Origin of the sequence: Bradyrhizobium sp. CW1, assembly GCF_023100665.1 — a bacterium.
Lineage (GTDB): Bacteria > Pseudomonadota > Alphaproteobacteria > Rhizobiales > Xanthobacteraceae > Bradyrhizobium > Bradyrhizobium canariense_D.
This window is the reverse complement of sequence record NZ_CP064685.1, coordinates 270,591-296,195: the sequence shown is the minus strand read 5'-3', so window position 1 is coordinate 296,195 and position 25,605 is coordinate 270,591. Positions and strand designations below refer to the sequence as shown.

21 protein-coding genes and 2 pseudogenes are annotated in these 25,605 nt (G+C 58.9%); 8 read left to right on the top strand and 15 right to left on the bottom strand.

Annotated elements, in window-relative coordinates; all coding sequences use genetic code 11:
- Positions 1–792: 792 nt before the first annotated feature.
- Positions 793–1,088: pseudogene (locus tag IVB54_RS41000) on the top strand (chorismate mutase).
- 85 nt (positions 1,089–1,173) lie between these two features.
- Here IVB54_RS41000 and IVB54_RS40995 read toward each other — a convergent pair.
- The 3 genes and pseudogenes from IVB54_RS40995 to IVB54_RS40985 all read right to left on the bottom strand — a co-directional run bounded on the left by IVB54_RS40995 (position 1,174) and on the right by IVB54_RS40985 (position 3,030).
- Positions 1,174–1,779 (bottom strand): rRNA adenine N-6-methyltransferase family protein, encoded by a 606-nt coding sequence (locus IVB54_RS40995; RefSeq protein WP_247478132.1) that lies wholly within the window; start codon positions 1,777–1,779, stop codon positions 1,174–1,176.
- Positions 1,777–2,372: pseudogene (locus IVB54_RS40990) on the bottom strand (IS481 family transposase); the annotation flags it as partial. The pseudogene IVB54_RS40990 and the gene IVB54_RS40995, both read right to left, overlap by 3 nt.
- Positions 2,373–2,652: 280 nt before the next feature.
- Positions 2,653–3,030, bottom strand: coding sequence for a nuclear transport factor 2 family protein (locus IVB54_RS40985; RefSeq protein WP_247337871.1), 378 nt, complete (start codon positions 3,028–3,030; stop codon positions 2,653–2,655).
- 376 nt (positions 3,031–3,406) lie between these two features.
- Between IVB54_RS40985 and IVB54_RS40980 the strand changes: the two genes are divergently transcribed.
- The gene (locus tag IVB54_RS40980) at positions 3,407–3,667 is read left to right on the top strand and encodes a hypothetical protein (protein ID WP_247337870.1); all 261 of its coding nucleotides are present in this window, start codon (positions 3,407–3,409) and stop codon (positions 3,665–3,667) included.
- A gap of 6 nt (positions 3,668–3,673) precedes the next feature.
- Here the strand turns inward: IVB54_RS40980 and pyk are convergent, their stop codons facing one another.
- From pyk to IVB54_RS40925, 11 genes are all read right to left on the bottom strand, one after another.
- Positions 3,674–5,086 (bottom strand): pyruvate kinase, encoded by a 1,413-nt coding sequence (pyk, locus tag IVB54_RS40975; RefSeq protein WP_247478094.1) that lies wholly within the window; start codon positions 5,084–5,086, stop codon positions 3,674–3,676.
- A gap of 299 nt (positions 5,087–5,385) precedes the next feature.
- The gene (locus tag IVB54_RS40970; protein ID WP_247371465.1) at positions 5,386–7,161 is read right to left on the bottom strand and encodes an FAD-dependent oxidoreductase; all 1,776 of its coding nucleotides are present in this window, start codon (positions 7,159–7,161) and stop codon (positions 5,386–5,388) included.
- A 30-nt stretch (positions 7,162–7,191) separates the two neighbouring features.
- Positions 7,192–8,016, bottom strand: coding sequence for a phosphoenolpyruvate hydrolase family protein (locus tag IVB54_RS40965; RefSeq protein WP_247285603.1), 825 nt, complete (start codon positions 8,014–8,016; stop codon positions 7,192–7,194).
- Entirely contained in the window at positions 8,009–9,187 is a 1,179-nt protein-coding gene (locus IVB54_RS40960) for a Tm-1-like ATP-binding domain-containing protein (protein WP_247285602.1), read from the bottom strand. Before IVB54_RS40960 ends, IVB54_RS40965 begins: the two co-directional genes overlap by 8 nt.
- A 919-nt stretch (positions 9,188–10,106) precedes the next feature.
- Complete coding sequence (locus IVB54_RS40955; protein WP_247369468.1) at positions 10,107–10,808, bottom strand: ABC transporter ATP-binding protein; 702 nt, start codon at positions 10,806–10,808, stop codon at positions 10,107–10,109.
- A complete protein-coding gene (locus IVB54_RS40950; protein ID WP_247369471.1) occupies positions 10,801–11,535 on the bottom strand; it encodes an ABC transporter ATP-binding protein in 735 nt (244 codons plus the stop codon). The genes IVB54_RS40955 and IVB54_RS40950 overlap by 8 nt, the downstream gene beginning before the upstream one ends.
- Positions 11,522–12,559 (bottom strand): branched-chain amino acid ABC transporter permease, encoded by a 1,038-nt coding sequence (locus IVB54_RS40945; protein WP_247285613.1) that lies wholly within the window; start codon positions 12,557–12,559, stop codon positions 11,522–11,524. The genes IVB54_RS40950 and IVB54_RS40945 overlap by 14 nt, the downstream gene beginning before the upstream one ends.
- 78 nt (positions 12,560–12,637) lie before the next feature.
- A complete protein-coding gene (locus IVB54_RS40940; protein ID WP_247337861.1) occupies positions 12,638–13,858 on the bottom strand; it encodes a substrate-binding protein in 1,221 nt (406 codons plus the stop codon).
- A 4-nt stretch (positions 13,859–13,862) separates the two neighbouring features.
- Positions 13,863–14,720: a branched-chain amino acid ABC transporter permease gene (locus IVB54_RS40935; protein ID WP_026233434.1), complete on the bottom strand. Its 858-nt coding sequence runs from the start codon at positions 14,718–14,720 to the stop codon at positions 13,863–13,865.
- A 36-nt stretch (positions 14,721–14,756) separates the two neighbouring features.
- Positions 14,757–16,271, bottom strand: a complete 1,515-nt coding sequence (locus IVB54_RS40930; RefSeq protein ID WP_247298915.1) for an amidase — start codon at positions 16,269–16,271, stop codon at positions 14,757–14,759.
- A gap of 430 nt (positions 16,272–16,701) precedes the next feature.
- Positions 16,702–17,589, bottom strand: a complete 888-nt coding sequence (locus IVB54_RS40925) for an AraC family transcriptional regulator (RefSeq protein ID WP_247298918.1) — start codon at positions 17,587–17,589, stop codon at positions 16,702–16,704.
- 246 nt (positions 17,590–17,835) lie between these two features.
- Between IVB54_RS40925 and IVB54_RS40920 the strand changes: the two genes are divergently transcribed.
- The 6 genes from IVB54_RS40920 to IVB54_RS40895 all read left to right on the top strand — a co-directional run bounded on the left by IVB54_RS40920 (position 17,836) and on the right by IVB54_RS40895 (position 23,654).
- Positions 17,836–18,771, top strand: a complete 936-nt coding sequence (locus IVB54_RS40920) for a ribokinase (protein WP_247337857.1) — start codon at positions 17,836–17,838, stop codon at positions 18,769–18,771.
- Positions 18,772–19,107: 336 nt separating this feature from the next.
- Positions 19,108–19,938, top strand: a complete 831-nt coding sequence (locus tag IVB54_RS40915) for a 3-methyl-2-oxobutanoate hydroxymethyltransferase (RefSeq protein ID WP_247478129.1) — start codon at positions 19,108–19,110, stop codon at positions 19,936–19,938.
- A 109-nt stretch (positions 19,939–20,047) separates the two neighbouring features.
- Positions 20,048–21,043 carry a sterol desaturase family protein gene (locus tag IVB54_RS40910; RefSeq protein ID WP_247298921.1) on the top strand — a complete coding sequence of 332 codons (996 nt, stop codon included), beginning with the start codon at positions 20,048–20,050 and terminating at the stop codon, positions 21,041–21,043.
- A gap of 154 nt (positions 21,044–21,197) precedes the next feature.
- Complete coding sequence (locus IVB54_RS40905; RefSeq protein ID WP_247298923.1) at positions 21,198–21,518, top strand: Rieske 2Fe-2S domain-containing protein; 321 nt, start codon at positions 21,198–21,200, stop codon at positions 21,516–21,518.
- A 28-nt stretch (positions 21,519–21,546) separates the two neighbouring features.
- Positions 21,547–22,422 carry a sugar phosphate isomerase/epimerase gene (locus IVB54_RS40900; RefSeq protein ID WP_247777613.1) on the top strand — a complete coding sequence of 292 codons (876 nt, stop codon included), beginning with the start codon at positions 21,547–21,549 and terminating at the stop codon, positions 22,420–22,422.
- Entirely contained in the window at positions 22,419–23,654 is a 1,236-nt protein-coding gene (locus IVB54_RS40895) for an FAD-dependent oxidoreductase (protein ID WP_247478089.1), read from the top strand. Before IVB54_RS40900 ends, IVB54_RS40895 begins: the two co-directional genes overlap by 4 nt.
- Before the next feature lie 505 nt (positions 23,655–24,159).
- Here the strand turns inward: IVB54_RS40895 and IVB54_RS40890 are convergent.
- Entirely contained in the window at positions 24,160–25,485 is a 1,326-nt protein-coding gene (locus tag IVB54_RS40890) for an MFS transporter (RefSeq protein WP_247478086.1), read from the bottom strand.
- Between the last annotated feature and the right edge of the window lie 120 nt (positions 25,486–25,605).

The following is a 25,605-nucleotide window of genomic DNA, read 5'->3' as shown; positions in this document are numbered from 1 at the left end:
CCCCTACAAAGTTCTCATTGCGGTGATCGGCGCACAACTAATCGTTCTCGTAGCTCTGGTTGGATTCGGGCATCATGGTGCCTTAACCGTGCTCACCGCATTTCTTTGGGGCAACGCGAGTTACATGTATCTCGTTCCGATCCAGCACCGGCTTCTCGATCTAGCCGGGGAGAGGTCGAAGCTAGTTTTGGCAATGAACAGCTCGACCACCTTCGCAGGAATAGCCATCGGGCCGTTCTCGGCGGTATCCTCGTCGAAACTAGCGGGGTCACATCCCTTGCTGCAGGGTCGATCCTGATTGGCCTCATCGGCTTCGGACTGGCTGTTGCCTTTATGAGTGAAGTTGCAGCTGCAGAAGCTGCCACTCCGGCAGTCCGTGGGTTCGACTAAGGCATACGACCCTATGACCAGACCTCATAGAGCAACGGCATCCACCACTTGGCACGCTCGACGATCCTTCACCGCGCCCAAAAGTAAGAATGCGCTGGCCTGGTCGCGCTGGCCCGCACCGCGACGGCTGGCAGCAGGCTAGGAAGTGCAGTAACGTACGTGGTTCTTGAGATTGTTGGCCAAAGACCCGCCGGCCTCGATGGCCACATGGGCCAATACTGATTTACTGCGCTCGAGTCAGAAATGCTTTCAATGCCGAGGTGGCGTACTGAGATTGATCGAATTCGTTCAATCAGACCGGGCTGTTAGGGCCCAGTGACTCGGAAAGCCTGAAAATGTTTCAGCCAGAGACCACCCGGTGTCAAGCTGGAAAGTATGGTTGCATAGAAAGGAGACGCGAACTTGGAAACTCCATCCGAATTGAACGAACTGCGGAGCAGCATCGACAATCTCGATGCGGCCCTTATCCACATTCTCGCGGAGCGTTTCAGGTGCACTCGGCAGGTCGGAAAACTAAAAGTGCGACTTCAATCGCCTTCGGCAGATCCAGCTCGTGAGGAACGCCAAGTCGAAAGACTACGCACGCTCGCACAGGCAGCTAGCCTTGCCCAGAGTTTGCCGAGAAGTTCCTATCATTCATTTTCAAAGAAGTGATCCTGCATCACGACCTTACTCGTGGAGCAAACGCCGACGTGTAAAATTGCTCGACCACGCGCGTTCTCGTCGGAGCCGGTGATCTTCAACTTGGCTGAACAGGTATGCGCTCGATCAGTGTAGGTCGTCTTAGCATGGAGGATCACGCTCGAGCCAGAAGCCCGGCTCGCTAAACCACACATTCTCTGAGTCGTTAAATCTCGGCTCACCTACGTGCAACGCGCGAATTGGAAGGTTGCGAAGCGGCAACCGGTCGATCGCGTTATGTAGACGTCTTGCAGCGTCCTCATCGCGTCCACCCGTGCAAGGATAAATGGAGACGGCACCAATGGAAGAGGCCTCGAAGTGGTCTCGACGCCGTACCACATGGAGAAGAAAGCCTTTCCAGGTATCGTCCGTCATAGGCATCAGAAGCCGGCCACCTTCGACAAGGCGATCAAGCCAGACACGGGATGGGTGAGTGGCTCCGGCGAACACGATGGCGATATCAAGCTCGCCGACATCTACCGCCCGGCCGTCGCCCGAGACGACATCGACCTGGGGCCAGCTCTCGAGGTTCACTCGGGCCCGCGACGCCAACTCTGTGTCGGTTTCGATCGCCGTCACACGACCAGCGGGTCCGACAATCTCGGCCAGCACCGCCGAATAGTATCCGGTGCCGGCACCGACTTGAAGTACCTGCTCGCCGGCGGCGATGTTAAGATGGTCAAAATTGCGGGCCCAGAAGCTGGGCATCCCATTGTCGGTGAGAACCGTGTGGAGTCTGTAGGGGACCGCGGCGATCAGAGCTTCGAGGAAGGCCGAGGCGGAGGTCCTTTCCGCCTTCTTGACCAGTTGCACGAAGGCGAACTTACTGGTGCGATCGATGGGGAAGTAGAGGTAGAGCTTGGCTTCAGCGGTCTGGAGCTCAGCAATGTTGATGTGGAAATAGCCGATCGGATAAGCCTTGAACTGTTTCTTCGAAGGCTTGCTGCCTTCGACCTCCGGCAATCGGCTAATCCCATGACGCTGGAGGTAGCGATGCAGAGATGACCTCGTCAGATGCGGGATGGTTGGCTGCAGCGCATAGAGGCAATCGTCCAGTGGCAGCAGCGTATGCCGCCCGGAAGGCGACGATGATCGCCTCCGCCTTGATGCTAAGGACAGTCGACTTGGCTTCTTTGGGGGCTGTCGAGCGATCGGCGACGGTCTCGCGCTGCTTCCCCTTCGCGACGGTCTTCTGGTTGATAGTAGCGCTTCGCGAGCGCTCTCAAGCTCTCGTGACTACTTTGTATTGCTCGACGGACGGCCTCCGTCGTGGTGGCGCAGCCGTGTAAAACTTGACCAATAGCGCATCCTTCGAATCATGCGATAAGAATGCACGATCAAAGCTTGGGACCAACCACCTAGTCGCGCACCAGCTCGAAGGCGTCGCGTCGTTCGACCAGGGACTGCCCTTCTGCCGTCAGTCGCTTCAGCAAAGCAGGCGGTACCTCGCTGCCGTCCTGTTGTCGTTGCGAGCGCTGCAAATTGTTGCGATCCAGCCGCACGATGGGCAGGCTGGCGAGAGGCAGCCTGAGTGTGCCACTTCAGCTACAAACTCCGATACCGCAAAGCTTGGTTCGGCGATCAATCGGGGATGGCAGATGAGTGATGGTGCACGATCTTCCACACGCCGTCCTCGCGACGTAATACGAAGGTGAACCGAGCCGGTATCGACACCTCATGACCATTCCGCAACTGTGAAAAGACATAATTTCCCACCACCAAAACAACGTTGTACGCCAAACTGACGGAATGCCATACGTCCATTTTTACGGTAGAGATGCCATGAAAGTAAGTGCCTATCTCTTTAGCCCCGATGCAGAGCTTAGCACTCGATGTACCCTGAAACAGCGCATCATCGGCGTATAGCACAACCAGACGTTCCGGCGCGTGCACATTGAAAGTTTGCTCCCAGAGCTCCAGGAACTCGCTGACGTCCGGCACCAAGGAGTTGTTGTTCACTACAGATCCCGTTTCGTTCGAAGACTCTGATAAGCTGGAATGCCGCTTCCGGTACGCGTGTATCACCGCTAACCCCGGCCTCGCCATCAAGCACCCGAGCCTGACGTTTCCTTATCCGATGCTGATGACAAGGCCCGATTTGGTGGAGCCAGTAAAGCCTTGTGGTATCGCAGTTGTCGCCGAACAGTGGGGCGCTCGATGACTTTGAATGTCACACTACGGTGCGGCTGTGGGACGAACGGTACCGACATTTGGCGGATCGTCATTCGGGAAGCGGACGAAGGGTTCAACCTATCGCCGTCGGACGCCGGGCTTGCCGACCAGCGCCGAAGAACGTATTCCGCCGCGCTTTCATCACCTCGTCGGCATCGGTTGAATGTCATTGTTTGTTCGAACCTCCGAGGAGCGCAAAAAAGCCGCCAGAGCATTGCATCCGGCCCGCCGCATCACTGCACCAGATTTCGACCGAAAGCGTTTCTTCGATAACCGGGAGCAAATCAAAGAGCCGAATGCTGTAGTCGAGCCCAAGCAAGGTCAGCTCCTGGTCTCACCGATGAAGAATCAGAGCGTTGTCGGCGATCATTGTTCGGCCCGTAGTGCTTCGTTTCTTAGGGCGGATGTAGCGAAATTGTCCTGAACCATTTTAGCAGGTGACAATACGGACGTTGTTGGTTGCACCTATTTGCCCAAACGGCACGCCGGATACGACGATCATCAAATCACCTGCTTCAAGATAACCTTCGTTGCGCGCCACCCCTGCGGCTATCTGCGTCATCTCCTCGTCGGTGGCGGGGTCGTCTGAAACGATGCTGTGCACCCCCCACAGCAGGCACATGCGCCGCGCGACTTTCTCATCTGGAGTGAGAGCAAGAACCGGGACCGGGGGCCGCTTGCGCGCGATGCGCGCCGCCGTCGTGCCGCTTGCGGTGAAACCGATGATCGCCTTCGCATTGAGGGTCACCGCAAGGTCTGCACCAGCGGCGGCGACTGCATGCGGTGGGGACATCTCTTCGTCGGCTTGCGAGGCTTGGACCAGCGACCGATAGAGATGATGCCGTTCAGTACTTCTGATTACTTTGTCCATCATGACAACTGCCTCGATTGGATAGGCGCCGCTTGCCGACTCAGCCGACAGCATGACCGCGTCAGCTCCATCGTAGATGGCGGTAGCGACGTCTGAGGCTTCCGCGCGCGTCGCTGTCGGTGCAGCCACCATCGACTCCAACATCTGTGTTGCGACGATCACGGGCTTTCCGGTCAGCCGACAGGCGCGGATGAGTTCCTTCTGTCGGCCCGGCACCTCCTCGGGCGGGATTTCGACACCGAGATCACCGCGTGCGACCATAATGCCGTCTGATAGGCGAATGATATCGTCGATACGATCGAGCGCCATTGGCGTCTCGATCTTCGCAATCAGACCGGCACGCTCGCCGATCAGCCCGCGCGCCTCTAGGAGGTCGGAAGGCTTCTGGACGAACGACAGGGCGACCCAGTCGACCCCGAGGGCGAGGCCGAAGGCGAGGTCGCCGCGGTCCTTCTTCGTCAGAGGAGATATAGCAAGCAGCGAACCTGGCAGGTTTACCCCTTTGCGATCGCGGATAGCTCCACCGACGAGAACTGTCGCGATGATCTGCCCATCGCCCGGACTCTCAACGCGCAGGCGCACTCGGCCGTCGTCGACGAGAAGAGTCTGGCCCGGACGTGCGGCCGCGAATATTTCCGGATGAGGTAGTGGGATCGATTGCTTTCCGCCCGTAGCTCCGTCGAGCACAAATCGAACCTTCTCGTCGGCGCGTAGATCGAGCTTGCCGCCTTCGACGGCGCCGATGCGGATCTTCGGTCCTTGCAGATCCTGCAGGACGCCTATTGGCGTGCCGAAGTCCCGTTCGAGACTGCGGATCGAGTCATAGACCCGTGCGTGATCGTCCGGGCTCCCGTGACTGAAATTTAGTCGGAACGTATCTGCGCCTGAGAGATAGAGAGCACGCAATCGTTCTGGTGCAGCTGTCGCCGGACCAACGGTCGCAACGATTTTGGCGAGGCGCGAACGACGCATGTTGATTCCAGACGTAAGAGGATGAAACGCGTGTGAATAAAATGCGAAGGTCGGTCTTCGATGACGGCGTTCAGACACTCGCGTGATGGGCTCGCATCCCGCCGCCACAATGCACCTCCGCCGAAGGCGAAATTGATCGCACCGGTTCAACGCGGTCCGGGAGGCATCCAGCAGAGGTTCGAACAGGAGAACGCCGCCAGAATGAAGACATGGTCCTTGCTTCCCAAAGCAGCAAAATCGACGGCACAAGATGACTGAATTGACCTCTTGTCGCGATACAGATGCCGTGAGACGCGATTTCACGTTGCGGATGCAGGCGCCTTCTGCACGCGATGAGCGGATTCCAGAATGTTCGAAACTGCCCGGTAAGCGAAGACTATGCCGGGGCCGATGGTGATGCCTGCTCCCGGATAAATTCCACGCATTGGTGAGGTCATATCATTGCCGCAGGCATAAAGACCCGGGATTGGCTCGCGTTCTGCGTCCAGAACCTTGCCGTAGCTATCGGTCGCCAAGCCAGCGGCTGTGCCGAGCGTTGCCGGAACGATCGGCAGCGCGATGAAGGGGCCACTCTGGATGGGCCCAAGATTTGGATTTTTCGTTCCTACCAACGGATCGCCAAGCGTGCGGTTGAACGCCGATTCACCGCGTTTGAAGAGCGGATCGACGCCAGCGGCGGCGTGCGCATTATGCTCCTCGACCGTCCTTTTGAGCTCGCCGGGATTCAGGCCGATTTGCATGGCGAGCTCCGGTATCGTTCGGCCCAGTTTGATGTAGCCGAGCCGCGCGTACTTCCGGATATTCAGCGTCCATGGCCAAGGCAGCAGATGTCCCATGCCCCTCAGCCGAACGAACTCGTGATCGCAGACGAAGTAGAACCGCTTGTCTGCGGGATATCCGTTTCCAAACATTGCGAGGCAGATATCGTGGTATGAATTGGATTCGTTGACGAAGCGTTGCCCATTTGGGGCAACCGCGATGACGCCGGGTCGTCCGCGGTCGAGCCATCCGTAGGGGACAATTTGGGAGCCTGTCCCACTCCTGAACATCGAGACTGGAGTCCAGAACCCTGCAGAAGCGACATCCTTGTCGATTGCAGCTCCGAGCTTCGTGGCAAGGTTAATGCCATCGCCTGTAACATCGGCATGAGCCAGCGTGTCGTCATGCTGGTGTGGGCCGCTCAGCTCGGCTCTCAGCTGCGCGTTGCGGGCGAAGCCGCCTGTAGCGAGAATGACAGCGTGGGATGCGCGCACGCGGATCTCAGAATTGCCGCGCTTGACGATTGCCCCTGTGACGCGCCCGTCTTCCATGACGAGCTCAACGAGAGGAGACGCCGGCCATATTTCGACGCCTAACTTCCGCAAACTCACGAGCAGGCGCGCAATCAGGGCATTGCCTCCGCTGAACTCGGTGCCGCGCCTGTAGCTCAAGCGATCCCGCGCGTAGCGAGTCACGCGACGCAAGACATGCTTGAGGGAAGCAAACGATTGGAACGGATTCAGGAAGCTTCGGACTTCGCTGGAAGAAATCATCATCCCCCCGAGCACAACGCGAATGGGGTCGCCGATCAGATCGAAGTCGGAGCCGAGCAGCCGCGCATCGTAGGGTGCAGGGCTGAGTGCCCGGCCTTTGTCGACTCCGCCGACCTGGCTTGAGTGATAATCGGGCGCCGAGGCCAGCGTGAACTTGACCTCTGTCCCGGTCTCGAGAGCGGCAAGCGCAGTCGGCCCGTCCTCAAGATAGGCTTCGATGAAGTCTTGCCGATAGTAATTGCCAAGCTCATGCTCAAGATAAGTCCTGGCTTTTGGAAGCGAGTCATCGATTTTGGCGGAGCGCGCCTGAAGCGAACAGGGAACCCAGATCATGCCATTCGACAGCGACGTGGTCCCGCCGAGACGAGAAGACTTTTCGCAAACCGTCACGCGAAGGCCATTCTTTGCGGCGTAGAGTGCCGCCGAAAGGCCGGCTGCTCCGCTACCGACCACGAGCACCTCTGTTTCGAACGTTTGAGTAGCACCTATTGCTGGCAATGCCGCTGTCCTTTTTTCGCCTGATTGGTTGATCGGCTTGTCCATCTCCGCCTCGCTGCGGTGTTTCTTTGAACGTCAGTGATGTCGCGGAAGGGGAACGGCTTTGAACTCCTCTGCCGCCGCTTTGACCGAGCGTTCAATCGGTATTCGTTCGATTGAGGAGGCCCCGACAAAGCCGACACACTCGGTCGACCGATAGACCTCGAACGTGTGCTGGGGCTCCGCGACCGCCCCACCATGACAGAGCAGGATGACGTCCGAGCGGACCGCTTGCGCGGCCGCGTTGATCTCGTTGATGCGCCGGATCGCCTCCTGGATGGACTGGCCCTCCTCATGGCCCACGAGCCCGCCGCGCGTCGCGCCGACATGTGGGACGATGCAGTCGGCTCCGCTGCTTGCCATGGCTTTGGCATCTTCGGGGCTCGCAACGTAGGCAAGCGAGAAGATGTTCTTCTTGCGGGCAGTCGCAATCATCTCGAGCTCGCGCTCGAAGCCAAGTCCAACGCGACCGCGGCGGTCGCGCCATTTCTCTCCCATCGTGGAGATGGTGGGATAGTTGATCACACCGGAGAATCCGGCGGCTAGGAAATTGTCGAGAAGATCGTCGAGATCGAGCCGCAGGGGATCCCAGGCCTCGACGCCGCCTATGACGGGGACGGAAGACACGACGTTGCGGATTTCTGCCGCAAGCTCCAGCGTACGCGCGTTGGAGTCACCGATACGACTGGTGGGGAGCCCCATGAGCCGCGAGAGCCCAGTAGAGTAGACCACCAGCATATCCGCCCCTCCGAGTGCGGCGCATTTTGCGACGAGGCCGCAGCTGCTCGCCGCGGCAAGGATCGCTTTTCGCTCCGCGACCTGACCTGCAAGCCGCGAGAGAATGTCGGTTCGCTCAAACATCCGCACGGGACGAGCCTCCTTGACCTAGTTGTTTGAGGAGCCACGTCACGGCGGCCTCGGCAAATTCGGGGTCGTTGATGTGACAGTCCAGCTCGCAAACAACGATCTCTGGCCGGAGATTGTCCTTAACTGCCTGGAGCCATGCCCCATCGGCATCGGCATCGCGAAAGACGCCACCCTCTCGGTCGTAATCGGACACGCCTTTGGCTGGCCAAAGCACGGCTGCCGGCCCGCGTGCTTGCGAGAGCCGCTCGGCCGTAACCCGGCCGATTTTTGCGCTCTCCGCAGGCGTGGTTCGCATCAGTGTCGTGTACGGTGTATGTGAATAGAATTGGCGGCCGCGAAATTGATCGGGAACGCTGGCCGGTGGACCAAAATTGACCATGTCGATCGCGCCGGGCGCGATGATTTGTGGGATTGAGCGGCGCGAGGCCGCCTTGAGCCGATCGGGCCCGGCGCTGGCCGTGCCTCCCATGAGTTCATCGGCCAATTCCGTTGTGGTCAGATCGAGCACGGCATCGAATTCGCCGGCAGCAATCAGCTGCTCCATTTTGCGACCGCCAGCACCGTTGGCGGGAAAAACGATCGCGTCTGCGCCGGCCTCTGCAAGACGTGCCACGCATTGAGTTGCCGCGGGCGTCGTCACACCGAAGGCCGTGATCGCAACAATCTTTCTTTCGCACCCATGCTTGGCCGGCACATAGCGCATGGCCGCAATGGCTCGGCCTGCATTCTCCAGCACCCTTGCCGTGAACGCGTTAATGCCGAAGAAATCGACCAAGGTTGGATAGAGCATGATGTCGTTGTGAATCGCGAGTTCGGCCAGGAGCGCTGGTCTTGCACTGGTCACCAGCAGCTTGGGGAAGCCGTAAGGCAAATCAGACACGACCTCGCCGAAAACAGCGCTTCCCTTTCCTCCTGCAATGGCCACAATCGCGCTGATTGCGTCCGAGGCGAGCAGGCCAGCCACCTTTATGCGGGTAGCTGCGGCAATCTCTTTCAGGAGCTCGGCGGGCGAGGCTGAGCGCGCGCGGCTCGCGTCAGTTGCGTGGGCGGCCTTCACCTCATTATTCGAGGTCCCGATATCGATCAGGATGGTCTTTCGGCCGCATGTTTGGATGATGTCCGAGAGGAAGGATGCTTCGGGGCCTTTGGTGTCCAGCGTAGCCACGATTGCAACCGCGCCTGAGGCGCCGGCCGTAATCCCAGATCGATTACCATCCCGGACCGACCCCTGGTCGCCCGTGCAATGGTGAGACACGATCTTCCTCCCGGATCATTCTTAATAGCATGTGGTCTAAACCGAGCCGACGCTGGCTATAACATCGGCGAGGAGTGTGATTGGGTAAGATTGGGTAGATGCCCTGAAACGGTGGCCTATAGGAAGACTGCCGGCCTCCCCTCGGCTTTTCTCAAAAGCGTCCTTCTGGAAATTGATGTAGCGTGTCTGTGGGCTCGACCAAGCAATCCTGCTGTGTCACAGCCCTGGAACGAATCCCTCATCGAGGTTGCGTTGCGCTTGCAGGGGCGCCAGTTCGCCTCCATGCCACCGCAGGTGGAGTGCATTCGGCAAAGGCCGCCGCGCTCTACGAATTGGACGTGAGGACCTCCGTCCTCAGCAACAAACCGCCGGGCCCGTGGTGGGCCTATTCGTGCTGCACGCCGGCGCAATGCCCGCCCCCCTGCGAAGGTCACACGTTTGTGGGACGTCATCGACTGCGCCGAGACACTCTGTGGCGGTGCGATTGAGCGGGCCTATGTCGACAGGGGCACTGCGGTCACGACGCACAAAATCCACCTTCGCGTCTTCATTTCCGGGAGAAGCGCGGCGTCTTCGGTGTCATGAGGCGAGAGCTGCGCCGCCGCTTCCCCATCACAAAAGCCGAACGTGACCTCGGCCACGTACCTCAAGTGCAGCGCCGACGATGCCGCAAATGTCATCCTCTCAGCCGTTGACCACAACGTGCCGCCGCATCCTCGCTGACAACAACGCTTGAGCGGCCTGTTCGCCGACTGCTATGGCGAACCCTCGCCTGCTCCGCCAAGCTCACTTAGCGAGTGAGTTAACTATCTCGGACTGGCGCTAGAAACTAAGGTGCGAGGTACCGCAGAAGTTCCGGATTGCCGCGGACATCGCCTGCCGCGCCGTGCAGCGCGATGCGGCCGCGATCGAGTACGTACGCGTGGCTCGCCACGCGCAAAGCGAGATCCAGGTGCTGCTCGACGATGATCACCGCGATCTCCTTGGTGAGCGCAGTCAGGCGTTCAGTAATCTCCTCGATCACGCCGATCCAAACTCCCTCGGTCGGCTCATCCAGCAGCAGCAGCTTTGGGTTTCCCAGTAGCGCACGCCCGATCGCTAGCATCTTACGCTCGCCGCCCGAAAGAGTGCCAGCTGCCTGATCCAAGCGGTGGCCGAGCTTGGGAAAGATCGTCAGGACCCGATCAATCGCCGAAGCGTCGGTGTTGGAGAGCGATCCCACTGCGAGATTATCACGTACCGAGAGGCGTGCGAACACCGAGTGCTCTTGCGGCACATAGCCGATACCGGCGCGCACACGCTGCTCGGTCCGGAGGCGATTGAAATCGTGGCCATCAAAGAAAACCTCGCCTCTCCAGCTTGGTAGCTCGCCGACGATGGCCTTCATCAGCGTAGTCTTGCCTGCACCATTCCGGCCAAGCACGGCGACACCGCCGCGCCTGGGAATGCCGAGGGTAATGTCAAACAGCACCTGGCTGCGGCCATAACCCGCGTCAAGATGCCTTATGTCGAGGAACTGTTGTTTAAGCACGGCGTAAGTAGATCTCCTGGACACGTTTGTTGGCCTGGATCTCCGCGACGCTTCCTGTCGCAAGCACCTTGCCTTGGTCGAGGACGGTGAGGCGGTCGCAGATATCGCGGATGAAATCGAGATCGTGCTCTACGATAACGAGAGAGCAATGCTCCTTGATTGGTCGCAAGAGTTCGCCGGTGACGCGGCGCTCCTCCAGACTCATGCCTCCGGTGGGCTCGTCCAACAGCAGCAGCCGGGGCTTGCCCGCGAGCGCCATCGCAATCTCCAGCCATTGTTGTTGACCATGAGAAAGCGCTGCTGCGGCATCAAACGCACGATCAGCAAGACGAAACTGGGTGAGCATCATCATGACTTGGTCGTGCAACTGTCTGCGGCTGCGCGAGAACACAAGATCAAGAAGCGAGCAGTGCCCCTGCAGCGCGAGCAAGATATTGTCGTAGAGGGTGAGGGTTGGCAGCACCGATGTGATTTGGAACTTCAGGCTCATGCCAGCCCGAGCGCGCTCGGTGGGCGTGAATGCGGTGATATCAGCGTTGATGAAGCTGACCTTGCCTTGGGTCGGCACCTCCGCCCCGGCAATGCACTTCATCAGCGTGCTTTTGCCCGAGCCGTTCGGCCCGATCAAACCGTGGAACTCGTTCTCGCCGACCGTGAGAGCCGCGCCATCGAGTGCCGTAAGCTTGCCAAAGATCTTTCCAATGCCTGCGGCTTCAAGAAGCGGCATGATGCTGCGCCCTCTTCTTGTTTTGCGCTTTCGCGGCGAAGCCACCCACGCGCTCGCGCTCCGTCAACACTATGCTGATAAGCCCGAGCGGCCGGAAAAGGATCACGAGTAGCAGGAGCAGGCCCAGAATGATCGGCCAGATGTCGCGGTAATTGTCCGACAGCCAGAAGGAGAGGCCTTCGACAATGGCCGTACCGATCACCGCGCCGATCAGCGTGCCGGAGCCGCCGAACAGCACGTAGAGCACGACCTGCGTGGAGACCACAACGCCGATCATATTGGGCCACACAAAACCCTCGTGGAAGGCATAGAGGCTACCGGCCAGGCCTGCGATGGCGCCGCTGATCGCGAACACTATGGCCTTCAGATGCTGTGTCTTATAGCCGAAGAAAGCGATGCGCTGCTCGTTCTCGCGGAGTCCTGCGAGCGCGAGACCGAACTGCGAGCGCACCAGGAAGCGGCATGCTAAGTAGACAATGACGAGAAGCCCCAGTGCGAGATAGTAAAAGATCGGCCCTTCCGAGAGTTCGTAGGAGCCGAGCGTCATCGGCGGAATCGAGGGAATGCCGTTCTGGCCGCCAAGATAGTACCAGCCTCGCGCGAGACGATCGGCGGCATAGGCGCCGGTGAGCGTACCGAGCGAAACGAAGATCACGCTGGCTGGATGCCGGCCGAGTAGGAGGAAACCACCGAGCAGCAGCGCGAAGACGAGGCCGATTAGTGTGCCCGCCGGCAGCACTAAAAGGATTGAGGTGATGTCGAGATCGCGTGCAAGCAGCGCGACGCCATAGCCTGCCGAGCCGAAGAAGAGGGCCTGCCCGAAACTCATGATCCCGGCATACCCCCACACCAGATCGAACGAGAGAGCGAAGAGCGCCAGGATCACGACGCGAGTCGCAAACACCGTAAGATAGTCGTGCAGCATCACCGGAAGGACTAGTGCTCCAATCAGCACTAGCCCTTCGATGATGAGCAGGACCCGTCGCGCAGGGCCAACTTGCCCTGCAAAGGCGGTTTCCGCCATTTCAGCCGTCGCACAATTCACTTCTAATGTGGGCACCGATGGCCTCTCTACCGCGCTCATCGCTTCCGCCGCGACTCGTCAGCATTCCCTGGGATCAACAAGCCCATTGCTACGTTCCACGATTTCAAACTTCCCGCTTTTGCACACCGCCGTGTACATGTTCATCTTACAGTGCCGCTTGCCCGGCACCATCTCGGCGGGTCCGCCCGGACCTTCCGCGATCTTGGCGTGATCGAGCGTCGCAGCCACCGACTCGCGATCGACCTTCCCGGCTTCCTTGACCGCGGCCTCCCAAAGTTTCAGACCGCGATAGGTGCTGGGCGCGGCACTGCTCGCGGCAAACAGGGAATCTCCAGGATAGTCCTTTTCATAGGCCGCCTGAATTCTGGCGGAGACGGGATCATCTTTGGCGACTGCTTTGTAATAGTCGAGGCAACTCGCAAGCCCTTCCATCTCATTGACCGGATGGAGGCTAAGATAATTCTCATCCTCATTCACGGCAGCAAGCCGTCCGCCGTTCTTGAGATAGCCCGCTTCATAGAGCTGCTTGAATAAGGGGCCGACACCGGGTGGAATGACAGTGTTGAAGACAGTGTCGACCTTGTTAGAGATAATCCCGTGGACAGTAGCGGAGAAATCGACCTGGTCGAGAGGATAATACTCCTCGAACACGACCTCGCCGCCATTTGCTTCAATCAACTTACGGGCGTATGCATTCAGATTACGCGGCCAGATATAGTTAGAACCTGGAAGGGCAAACCTCTTGCCGCCGTTTTTGATCAGCCAAGGGATAAATGTGTCGCATTGCTGCGCCGGTGTGGCGCCGGTGCAGAACAGGTATGGTGTGCATTCCTGACCTTCATAGAATTGTGGATAAATATAGAGTGTCTTGCCCCGTGATACGATTACATCCTTGATCGCGTTGCGCATCGAGCTCGCGAGGCCGCCGAGGACCATGTCCACCTTGTCGCGCTGGATCAGCTTGCGCACATTGCCCACCGCCACCGATTCATTAGAGGCGGTGTCTTCGATATAAAGCTCGAGCGGCCGGCCCAAAAGTCCGCCGGAATTGTTGATTTCCTTGATCACCATTCTGGCGACGTTGGCATCCGCCTTTCCGGCAAAGCCGATTGGGCCGGTGAGATCGATCGCGATGCCGACCTTGATGGGGCCTTCGGCCGCATTGGCCCAGTCGGGGCGGATCACCCAACTGCTGGCTCCTGTGGCGATCGCACCAGCCGTGAAAGCGAAGTTCGAAAGGAAACGACGACGTGTGAGTTGGACGCGATCAGCAATCATATGACTACACCCCCCTTTGCGCGATGAGGCCTTGCGGGCGGAACTTGATGAAACAGATGGCAAGCACGAAGACGAGCACGTCGGCGACTACCGGTGCCACTGCCCAAGGTAGCGCCGCGGTAAGAGCGCCGATTACGCCGGCCCCTGCCACCGGTCCGATGAAGGAGCCGACGCCACCGACCATGACGGCAACAAATCCCTGGATCAGAAAACGAATTCCGAGATCGGCAAATAGATCGAAAACCGGCACGATAAGCGCACCGGCGAGCCCCGCTAACGCTGCGCCGAAAGCAAAGGTGGCGCCATAGATGAACGTCGTCGAAACGCCAGAGGCGCGCGCCAGCGCTGGATTTTCCAGCGTCGCCCGAACGCGCAGGCCGAAGCTCGTGCGCGACAGGAGCAGATAGCAGGCCCCCATCACCAAACCCGTGATCACGAGTATCGCGAAGCGCCAGGCCGAGATGTGCATAGTGGCGATAGCGATAGATCCGCCAATCGGCTCCGGAACCGTCAGATAGAAGCCGCCAATCAGGCCCCGCACCGTTTCTCGGATGATAAGACCGAGGGCATAGGTGCCGAGCATCGCCACGATCGGTGCCGCATAGAAGCGGCGGATAATGAGTGCTTCGAGTACAAAACCCAGCAATCCGACGAGGATCGGTGCGGCCGCCATACCGACCCAAACGGGGAGACCATGGCTATAGGCGAGATACGTAATATAGGCACCGAGCAACACGAACTCGCCTTGGGCAAAATTGAAGATGCCCATCATGCTCGCTATGACTCCGAGGCCCAGTACGATCAGGACCATGATCGCGCCGAAGCTCAGAATGTCGAATGCCGCCATGAATGCGTTAGTCATATGTTGCGATCCACCCGGACGCCATCGCAGCCCGTCTCACATCTTCTTCCAGTCGCCCATCTGTTCGAAAGCATGGGCGGCGCGGTAGACGGTGGATTCCTCGAAGTAACGACCGACCAGCATCAGGCCCACTGGTAGGCCGTCGACCATTCCGCAGGGCAGTGACATGGCTGGATGATGCGTAATGTCGAATGGCGCGGTATTGGTGAACATCTCGATCGCGCGAGTGAAATAGTCTTCGCGACTGGCGCCGGCAGGCGGCAGCGGCGTTGCCTTCATCGGCGTCGTCGGCATGAGTAGAAGGTCATAGGTCTCGAGAGCCTTGTCGTATGTTGCAGCGAGGCGGCGGGAAATATTGACGGCCTTGCCGTAAAACCTGGAACCAAATGTGTTGTTGATGTAAGTGCCGAGCAACAGGAACAGCTTGTTCGTCTCGGACAACGAGTCTGCCTGCCGCCGCCACCCGCGATGGAAATCCATCAGTGAGGTCGGGTAGAGATCGCCTCGGCTGAGACCATAGCCGTCGCCGAACATCATGGTCTGGACGGCGCCCTCGGTTCCGATCGGGGTCCAGATCGCCGCCCCCAGGAGATGCATCGGAATGGAGACGGTCTCAACAGTCGCACCAAGATCTTTAAAGCGCTTGGCTGCCTCGCGCACGCTTTCATTGACCGCAGCCTCCGCGGACGGCTGCTCGAAACCTTCCTTAAGGATGCCAATCTTCATCCCTTTGATGCCTGCACCCAAGGCCTTGGTGTATTCGTCAACCTTTGGTGCCTTGATGCGCGAATCGTAGCCGTCGTCACCGGCGATCACCTCGAGCAGCAGCGCGTTATCGGCCACTGTTGCCGTGATCGGTCCGGTGTGATCAATAAAGACCTCGATCGGCATGATGCCCGTGTAGGGAACGAGACCCCAGGTCGGCTTCATACCGTATGTGCCGCAGAACGAGGATGGCATGCGGATCGAGCCGCCCTGGTCGCCCCCGATCGCCATGTCGACCTCGCCCAGCGCGACCACAACCCCGCTTCCCGAGGAAGAACCGCCGGCCGAATAGCCCATCCTGTGTGGATTATGCACCGGACCGGTCGCATTGGTGTGGCTGCCACCCGAGAGACAGAAGGCCTCGCAGTGAACCTTGCCGGCAATCTCGGCACCAGCATCGAGCATGCGCGTAACGATGGTGGCGTCGAAGTCGGGTACGTAGCCTTCGAGGGTGGCCGAGCCATTCATCATGGGCACCCCGGCCAGCATGATGTTGTCCTTCAGGGCCACCGTCTTGCCCTTGAGCTTGCCGCTCGCCGCGCCCTTCACCGTCGACTTGCGGTACCAGGCGTTGCGCGGGTTCTCCTCCGGTGACGGCCGATAGCCCGGAGTGCGTGGATATTTGACCACCGGCAATTCGTCGGGCATTGCAGCGACGAGATTGTACGCTTCGAGCGAGCCCTGCATCAGGCCTAGGAACGAGGCAACGTCCTCATCGGTCAGTGAGAGACCACACTGTTCGGCGATGCTACGAAGCTGGGTTGGCGTGGGAAGGGCGACTGACATGAGGCTCTCCTAAGAAATTTCATCCCGGCATTTGGACGTGCCGCCCATCGATTATTCTACGATGGCCACTTACTCGCCACATACTGCGGAGCAAGTGCATTCGCCCAAAGTGGGCGCGCAACGTGATCTGGGTAATATTGGGTAAAACGGCTTCGGGTGCTGAATGCATTTGGGTGCGGAGCCCCTGCCGAGCCGCCAAACCTTGCCACTTCCTGTCGCGGTTAACGCGAGCAGCTCGTTTTTGACGAAGCGGCGCGGCGACACAAGCAAACCAGCGTCGTCAGCTTAGAGTTGCAATGTGGCAGCGATCTGACAGAGCAACGCAATGCATTAGCGGCTTAGTTTCCGCAGGGAAACATCCAGCTACTTCACCTTGGAGATGTGCTCCAAACATTTAATGGCCAGACGTTGAAAGCTGCAACGTATCGATTCAATTCCCTTCGGCGCGCCGCCAAGTACGGGGGGCCGTGCCAGTGCTGCGCTTAAATTCGCGACTGAAGTGATAGACGTCGCAGAAACCGCAGCGTTCGGCGATAGCATCGAGCCCCGCGTCAGTTTCCAAAAGTAACTTTTGCGCCATCAAAATACGCTCTCGGATCAGCCAGCGCCGCGGACTGATCTGTAGATACCTTTGGAATAGCCGCCGCGTTTGTGCGGCACTGAGACCGGTGACGGAGGCCAGTTCCTCGGCATGCCAGGATCGCGCTGGAGCCTGCCGCATCTTTGAGACGATGGCGCGCAATGGGGCTGGAAGACGAGACTCACCGTGCGGAGGTGAAGGCGCTGCTATGAGGTGCAGCAGTTCTGCCACAAGGTGATTGAGGGCCATATCGACGTTATCATCTCGAGCGCGCAAAACACCAAACAGCTCTTCGAACCACCGGTCGATGTTGTTCGGCGCCAATATTGTTGCGAGGGTTGCACCACCGCCGAACACCTTTCGCCGAATGGCTGCACAGTTTGGTCCGTCGATCCGTACCCATAGAACGGTCCAGGGATCGCTCTCGTCGGGCCAGTGCGCATGCGGTGTCTCGTTGGCGATCCACATCAATTGATTGCGCCCAACGCTCAATGTCCTTCCCTCGCTCGATACGAAGCCATGACCCGCTGTGCAGTAGAGAATGTCCTGGCCCGGATAGCTATCTCGCGCGATGTGATGGTCAGGGGCAGTGATGACTTTACCAGCCCTCAGCACCGTAAAGGCGCAGCGAGTCCAGGCGACATCAGGAAGGACATACTGATGGCTCTCAGGGAAAAATGTGCGCTGCAGTATTTTTACCATGCGCGTTTTATATAAGTCAGAGCGTGCTTTGTCCATTTCTACGCACGAGCTGCACATCTATGCTCGCTCACAACGACTAATAAGCAAACTCGCCGATGGGCCATCCTGGATGCACGTTTTGTCTCCTTGGGCGGCTGCTGCGAGTATTTAGGGAGGAGCTGGTGTCAATACTCAGCGCCCGCGAACAGCGCCTTCACGTTGAGCGCCGCACTTTCCTTATGCCGATATCGTGGAGGCAATCCACACAAGCGCGAGCCTTAAGCACCTTCAAGGGAGGAATCGATGGGTAAACCGAAAATCACCGTCGTAGGCAGCTTCGCGGTGGGACTTACCATTAGGGCTCCGAACATTCCCGTCTTCGGCGTCACAATGCTCGGCAGCAGTTTCGATATGGGGCCTGGCGGAAAGGGCTCAAACCAGGCGGTTGCGACCGCGCGGCTGGGGGCGGACTCCTCGCTGGTGGCCATCATCGGCAAAGACAAGTTCGCCGATATCGCAACCGATCTGTTCAAAGCCGAGGGCGTTGGTACAGTGCATGTCAAGCAAATCGCTGAGAGTCCGACGGCGGTGGGCTTCATCATTCTCAACGAGCGCGGTGAGAACTTCATCATCATGGACTATGGCGCAACCAACGCTATGGACCCGGCTTATGTAGATCGCGCCGAGAGCCGCATCCGGGAGAGCGACGTCGTCATGGCGGTGCTCGAACCCCCGGTCGAGGTAGCAATGCGAGCCATGGAGCTGGGCCGAAAACACGGCAAGAAAACTGTCCTTAATCCAGCTCCCGCCGCGCCGCTTCCTGATGAGATTTTCCCGCTAGTCGATTACCTGACGCCGAACGAGAGCGAACTTCGTATTCTGCTCGGTCTACGGCCGGACGATCCGCGCCCTTCGCGCGAGCTAGTGGAGATGCTGCGCAAGCGCGGCGCCGCCAATGTCATCGTAACCCTTGGCGACCGCGGCGTGCTCATTGTGACCGACACGATCGATACAGCCATCCCAGCCGCCGAGGTCGACGTCGTGGACACGACTGGCGCTGGCGACGCGTTTAATTCCGGCTTCGCCGTGGCTCTGGCCGAAGGACGGGATGTGATCGAAGCGGCGCGGTTCGGGGTTTGCTGCGGCGCCCTGGTCTGCACCAAGCTCGGGGTCATTCCTGGCATGGCAACACGTAGAGCAGTCGACGAGATGTATCGTACAAGTTTCGCGTCGGCTTGAAAGGATTCAGAATGAGCCTGAACCACATGCTTCCAGATGCCGACTTGGCCTGCTCCGTCGTCAAGAGAGGCATGAGCGAGGTGAGGATCGGCTGTGAGCCACCATATCCAAACCCGCCGCACTTCGTGTGGCATGGTCTCGCTGTCGCTGCAGGGCATCCGCATATCGAACCATGTGCACAGTGATGGCCGGCGGCTTGACAACTTTGTACATCGACACTCGACCGAAGGACGACACGCAGTTGATAGGTGGCGAGGCGACCCTCCGAAATTCCTTGACAGGCGCCGGTTCGACGCGCCGGACCTTTGGCAATAACTTTGAGAGCTAGTGAGCAAGATGCCGCGGATTTACGATTGGGCCGCGCGCGAAGCTGAGCGCACGGTGACCGTAGCCGATCTGTGCGCGGCCCGAGACTCGGGCAAGCGCTACACTCAAGTCACCGCTGAGACGGCGGACGAGGCAGCAGCTGCGGAGGAAGCTGGTGTCCAGATGCTGGTTGCCCGCGCCCGCAACGTGGAGGCCGTGCGCAAGGGTTCGAAACGGCTTTTCGTCACTGCGGCGCTGGGCTTTGCCGATGCCGTAACCCGGGACGATATCCTACGCACCGCATTGAAGGCGCTGACCGACGGCGCCGATGCGGTCATCACGGCACGCGGCATGGCGACCGTCTCTATGCTCGCGGCCGAAGATATCCCGGTCGTGGGTCACCTGGGACTCGTTCCAAGGAAATCGACCTGGGTCGGAAAGCTTCGCGCTTTCGGCAAGAATGCCGACGAGGCCTTGACGCTTTTTCATCGCTTCCGCCGCCTCGAAGAGGCAGGCGCTTTTGCAGTCGAATGCGAGGTTATCCCCGCCAGAGTCATGGCAGAGATCCGTCGGCGAACCGGACTGGTGACGGTTTCGCTTGGCTCCGGACCTGATGCGGACGTTATCTTTCTCTTCACCGAGGACATATGTGGTGGCGAAGGCCGGCGGCCCCGGCACGCCCGGACCTATGGAAACCTGCAAGCGTTGCAAGAGCGTGTCAAGGAAGAGCGTGTGAAAGCCCTCAGTGCATTTCGCGCTGACGTCAGTGCGAACGCGTTTCCGGGGCCGCAGGAAACCTCGATTATCGACGACGACGAATTCGCCGAGTTTATGTCAAGGCTGAAGCAAGAGGGCTTTTGAGTTCTGATCTGAGTCTCGTGCGGGCGATGACCGCGATGATGTCTCGGCGCCTGAGAATCTGGCCGCATAGGCGAGCTTCTCTCTTCAAAACGTTGATGGAGTAGCAAATATGGATGACATCTTATACGGGGCGCGCGACAAACGCGGGAATTGGACACCGAACAAGAGGCCCGAACGCGCGCCGATTTTTGTCTGGCCAGTGCAACCGAAGAAAGTTATTCGTTGGTTGCCGGGGTACTTCTTGCCCTGGAATACCCTCTATTTCGTGATCTCGCTTGTATCGTGGATCTATCTGACACCCGCGCTTGATACAATGCGGGAATTCCGCGCTGACTGGATTTTGCTCATTCTGCTGCGCAACGCTGGGCTAACGCTCCTAGTCTATGGCAGCTTTCACTTCATCCTCTATATCCAACGGCGCCAGGAAACCAACTTCAAGTATAATGCAAAGTGGCCCGACACCGACAATACGGCCTTTATGTTCGGAAGCCAGACGGCTGAGAACGTGTTTTGGACCATGTGTAGCGCGGTGCCAGTATGGACCGCATACGAGGCGGCCACCTGGTGGCTCTACGCTAACAGCTATCTGCCGTACGTCGATTTCGGACAGCACCCGGTGTACTGCGCCATCCTCGTGTTGGTGATGCCGGTCTGGCGCGAGTTGCACTTCTATCTGATTCACCGGCTCATTCATATCGGGCCGCTGTACCACATCGTACACAAAGTACACCACAAGAACGTAAACCCGGGGCCGTGGTCGGGCTTGTCAATGTCTCCCCTTGAACACATCGCCTATTTTTCCGGCGTGCTGATCCATTTCGTCGTGCCCTCCCACCCGGTGCATGCAATGTTTCAGCTCATGCACGCAGGGTTGTCCGCCGCGAAGTCTCACACCGGTTTCGACCGGGTGGTGGTGGACGATGCGAAGGCCGTCAACACGGACAACTTCTATCACTACCTCCACCACAAGTATTTCGAAGTGAACTACGGTGAGCGTCGCATCCCGCTCGACGAGTGGTTCGGCACAGCTCACGACGGTTCTCCGGAAGCGGACGAGAGGATGTACAAACGCATAAAGGCCAAGAAGTGGGCGCGCGGCAGTTAGCTCTGATGTTGCGGAATGTCCGTCCGGCTCTCTTCTTACGAGCACTGCGCACGCGCGGGAGCCTCCCGTCCGCCCGCCAAGGACATCTGCGCCGGTCGCGGATTTGCCAAGGCATCGGTGCAATTGTTGCGATATAGATTTAGAGGGATACGGAATGACCAGCCAAGGAGAATGGGTTTCCGCCTGTGCTACCAATGCATTGATGCCCGAAGAGACCCTTCGCTTCGATCATGGTAGCCGCACGTTTGTTATTGTTTGCTCTCCCGAGGGAGACTACTTCGCGATCGATGGCCATTGCTCCCACGAGAAAGTCCACCTAGCGGATGGCATCGTCGACGGCGGAATCATTGAGTGTCCCAAGCACTTCGGGACCTTCGACTACCGAACGGGCGAGTCGCGTGCTTTGCCCGCATGCGTCGACTTGCGCAGTTACGAGGTGAAGGTCGAGAACGACACCGTCTTCATCAAGCTCTAAACGGAGCCAAAGGGCGGAATGCAGGACAATGTCGAAGCAGAGCTTGCTTATACTACAGTCCCTTTGGGCGATGGAACGGCGCCAGCCCGACGGGGTCGAACGTTCCATCGATCAGAACATAGCGATGATCCAAGAAGCCGGGTTCGACGGCATTAGCACCTCGTGCACTGATCCTGCGCGCGTCGCCCTGATTGCACGTGCCCTAGACGGCTCGGGACTTGCAGTCGAGGGCATGTGCTTCCCGCAGACGATCGATCACCTGAAAGCTGCCATTGACCTTGCTCGGCGCCTCGACGTCGTGCATCTCGACGTCCAGCCTGACATTCGCCCGCGCCGTGTCGCCGACTGTGTCCCGCTGCTGGAAGGCTGGATCAGGGTGGCGCAAGATGCGAACATGCCGATCTACTTCGAGACGCATCGCAATAGGATGACGACAGATCTCCTGTTTACACTCGAGTTGATGGATCAGGTTCCCGAGATGCGGATGCTCGCTGATCTCTCGCACGTCCTATTGGGCCGCGAGTTTTGGTATCCGATCTCGGACGAAGACGAAGCGCAGGTGCGGCAGGTGCTCGACCCCACCTGGGCATTTCATGGCCGCGTTGCATCGCGCGAGCAGATACAGGTTGAGATCACGTTCCCTCAGCACAAAATCTGGTTGGATCTGTTTCTCTATTGGTGGAAGTATGGATTCAAGAGCTGGCAAAGGCGCGCTGGTGCGGATGCCCGTCTCGCTTTCGTCTGCGAACTTGGTCCGCAGCCTTATGCAATTACCGACCGACAAGGCAACGACAGCACAGATCGTTGGAAGGAAGCTCTCTTACTCAAATCCCTCGTGCGCAACGTGTTCGAGAGTCTGGCAAACGATGCGCCGCCTTCAACTGGCGATCGGGTGGCCACTTGAGTGCAAAATCCACAATAGTGATTGTCGGCGCGGGCGAAGCCGGCACAGCCGCCGCCATCGCCCTGCGCGAACGTGGATGGCGGGGCAGACTGGCCTTAGTAGGCAACGAAACTATACTGCCATATGAGCGCCCGCCTCTATCCAAGGCGCTCCTGCTCGACGAAATGAACCCTGGACCCAAGCTGATTGTGACGTCACAACGCCTTGCCGAGTTGGAAATAGAGTATCTCCAGGGAAGCGAAGCGGTCTCAATTGATCGCGCGGCCAACATGGTTACGCTCTCAAACGGCTCAGCGATAGCGTATCACCGTCTCCTACTGGCCACGGGAGGCCGACCTCGGAAACTGAGCGTTCCGATCGCCGAAGGAGCCGAGGTGGCGACACTACGGACGTACGAGGACGCCACGCGCATCCGCCATGTCATTGGTCAAGGATGCGACGTGATCGTGATCGGAGGCGGCTTCATCGGGCTTGAGGTTGCCGCGAGCGCCGTCTCGAGAGGTGCTTCGGTGACCGTACTCGAGGCAGGATCGCGGCTACTTACGCGGGCAGTGCCAGCTTCTATGGCCGAGTTGATCAAAGCCAAGCACGAACGTTCTGGCGTGCGCATCGAGATAGCCGCGATCGTCGAACGCATCGATAGGAGCGAAGGCCGTTCCAAAGTGGTAATGGCCGACGGTCGCTCGCGTGACGCCGATCTCGTGATCGTTGGGGTCGGCGCGACGCCGAATGTCGGCCTTGCGCAAGCGGCGGGACTAGCAATCGAGGACGGTATCGCTCTGGACGAGACGCTCGCGACTTCAGATCCGCACGTTTTCGCGGCGGGTGACTGCTGTTCGTTTCCTCACCGCCTCTACGAAAAGCGAATCAGGCTGGAGGCCTGGCGCAATGCCCGGCGGCAAGGTGCGGCGGCGGCGGCGAACATGTTGGGCGAGAACCGTCCTTACGAGGACGTTCCTTGGTTTTGGTCGGATCAGTACGACGAGACACTGCAAATCGTGGGCCTCGTTCCGGAAGGAGGAATTCCCATAATCAGAGATTTTGGTGCGAGGGCTCAGATCTTGTTTTACCTCGCAGCAGATGGACGCCTGGTGGCCGCATGCGGATTCGGGAGCCTAGGTGTCGTAGCGAGAGAAATTCGTGCCGCCGAAATCATGATCGCGAGGCGGCTTAGACCTCCAGTAGACGCGCTCGCAAGCCCCGAGATGAACATGAAGAAACTAATGGGTTAGAATAGAATTCAGTATCCGAGACCGCCTCAGCGCCGATCCTGATTGCAGCCGGAGAACTGGCGTTAATCCGATGCCTATGCTGCTCGCCGCTCGGGCGCGCTACGCGGCTGGCTTATGTGGTCCTCAATGACGCTGGAGCTATACGAGCGCGGGGTAGAACGGCTGGATGCTGATCGCTGCGCTCCCTGCGCCAATCAGCTTGCGCTCGACGTCGCGCCAGGATCCATCCCCGGCCGACTTTGGGGGGGCGCCGCGGCCACGATCGAATGGTCCTAGATACGAGGACCGAAAACCTGCCCGGAGTGCCCGCCGAGGGCCTCGTCTAGGACTGCGACTATCGATCACAAACGTCTATAATCTGCGGATGACCCTCGATCCAGAGCAGGCCAAATCTCCGTGTTGCAATCGGTCTGAATGAGAAGGGCCCCGTCCAATGCGGGGCCCTTCGTGATGTGGATCGTTCACGCTGGGGTAGCCAGAAGTAGGAGACGAAGCCCCGCCGTGCCTAATCCCCGACGTAGACGCCGCCTCGTTTTTTCGCGATCAGATAAACTATGATGCTAAGCAACGCGACGGCCGTGCCGTAGAATGGAAACACCCAGGACAGATTAGAGCGTTGGAGCCACAGCAGCAGGAATGGTGTGGTACCGCCGAATATCGTTGCGCCAATAGCGTACCCGAGCGCGACGCCGGTGGTCCGAATATTTCTGGGCATCAACGTTGTGGCAATAAAGTTATAGAGCGCCATATTGCAGCCGACCAGAGTTCCGCCCACCAACATAACGATTGAGAAGGTCAGAATGCTCTTCTCGGCATAGAGCAGGGATAGAAAGAACGACGGGATTAGCAGCAGGCGCATCATCACGAACGCCCGCGATGGTTTCACCTTATCCGCAAAGGCACCGATTGTCGGCGAGAACACCATCCAAATCGCGCCCATGACCGTCACGATGCCATACACATAAGTGCTGTTTTCCTTGAATACGCCATTGGCAATGTTAGGCAAACCGAAATTGTACGTGTAATTAGCGATCTGCACGCCGCCAACAACCAGAATCGCGGCGAAAAGGGACAGCCTTGCCTTCCAAAGCGCTTTCCACACTCCGCCGGTCGTTTTTTGAATGCGCGAGTCCTCGTCGACCCGATGCATGGCGCGAGCGATTAGGGTTTCTGGAAGGGTCTGCCGAAGATAGATGATGAGCAAGCCTAGAACACCTCCGACGCCAAACGGAACGCGCCAAGCCCAATCGCGCATGACTTCAGGGGACACGGCGCCGCTGACCAGGAAAGCAACCAAGCTGGCTCCGATCGAGCCCACCATGATGAATGTGCCATTGATCAGTCCGAGGTATCGTCCCTCCTGACCTGCCGGTGCCAATTCGATCGCGATCGCATTTGCAACGCCCGCTTCGGCGCCTACGGCGAGGCCTTGCACCAGCCGAAGGGAAACCAGCACGATGGTGGCAGTGATGCCGAGATCCTTGTAGCCTGGCAGCACTGCGATCATCAGCGACGATAGTGCCATGGCGGAAACAGCGATCAGCATCACGGCTTTGTGGCTGATGCGATCTGCGATCGGGCCGAGCAGCGCCGCCCCTAAAGGCCGTGCGGCAAACCCTGCTCCGAATACTGCCAGTCCCGCGAGCAGCGAGACGACAGGGTCAGTGGCTGGAAAGAAGTGCGGCGACAGGAATGCCGCCATGAAGCCATAGAGCTGCCAGTCGTAGAATTCGAGGGCGACGCCCCCGCCGAGGCCCAGAGTCATTGACCTCGTCGCGACGGACTTTTCGATCTCAACGACGTCCCCTACGGGGTGTGCTGTCAATTGCATGGTTTGCTTCCGCTCTTTTAATCAATTCGTCATGGATGATGGGTGCAGGAGTCCGAGGCGAGAGGTCATCGCCGTTCGTGGGCTTCCGTGGCGCTGATGCGGAATACAAGCGAGCACCTC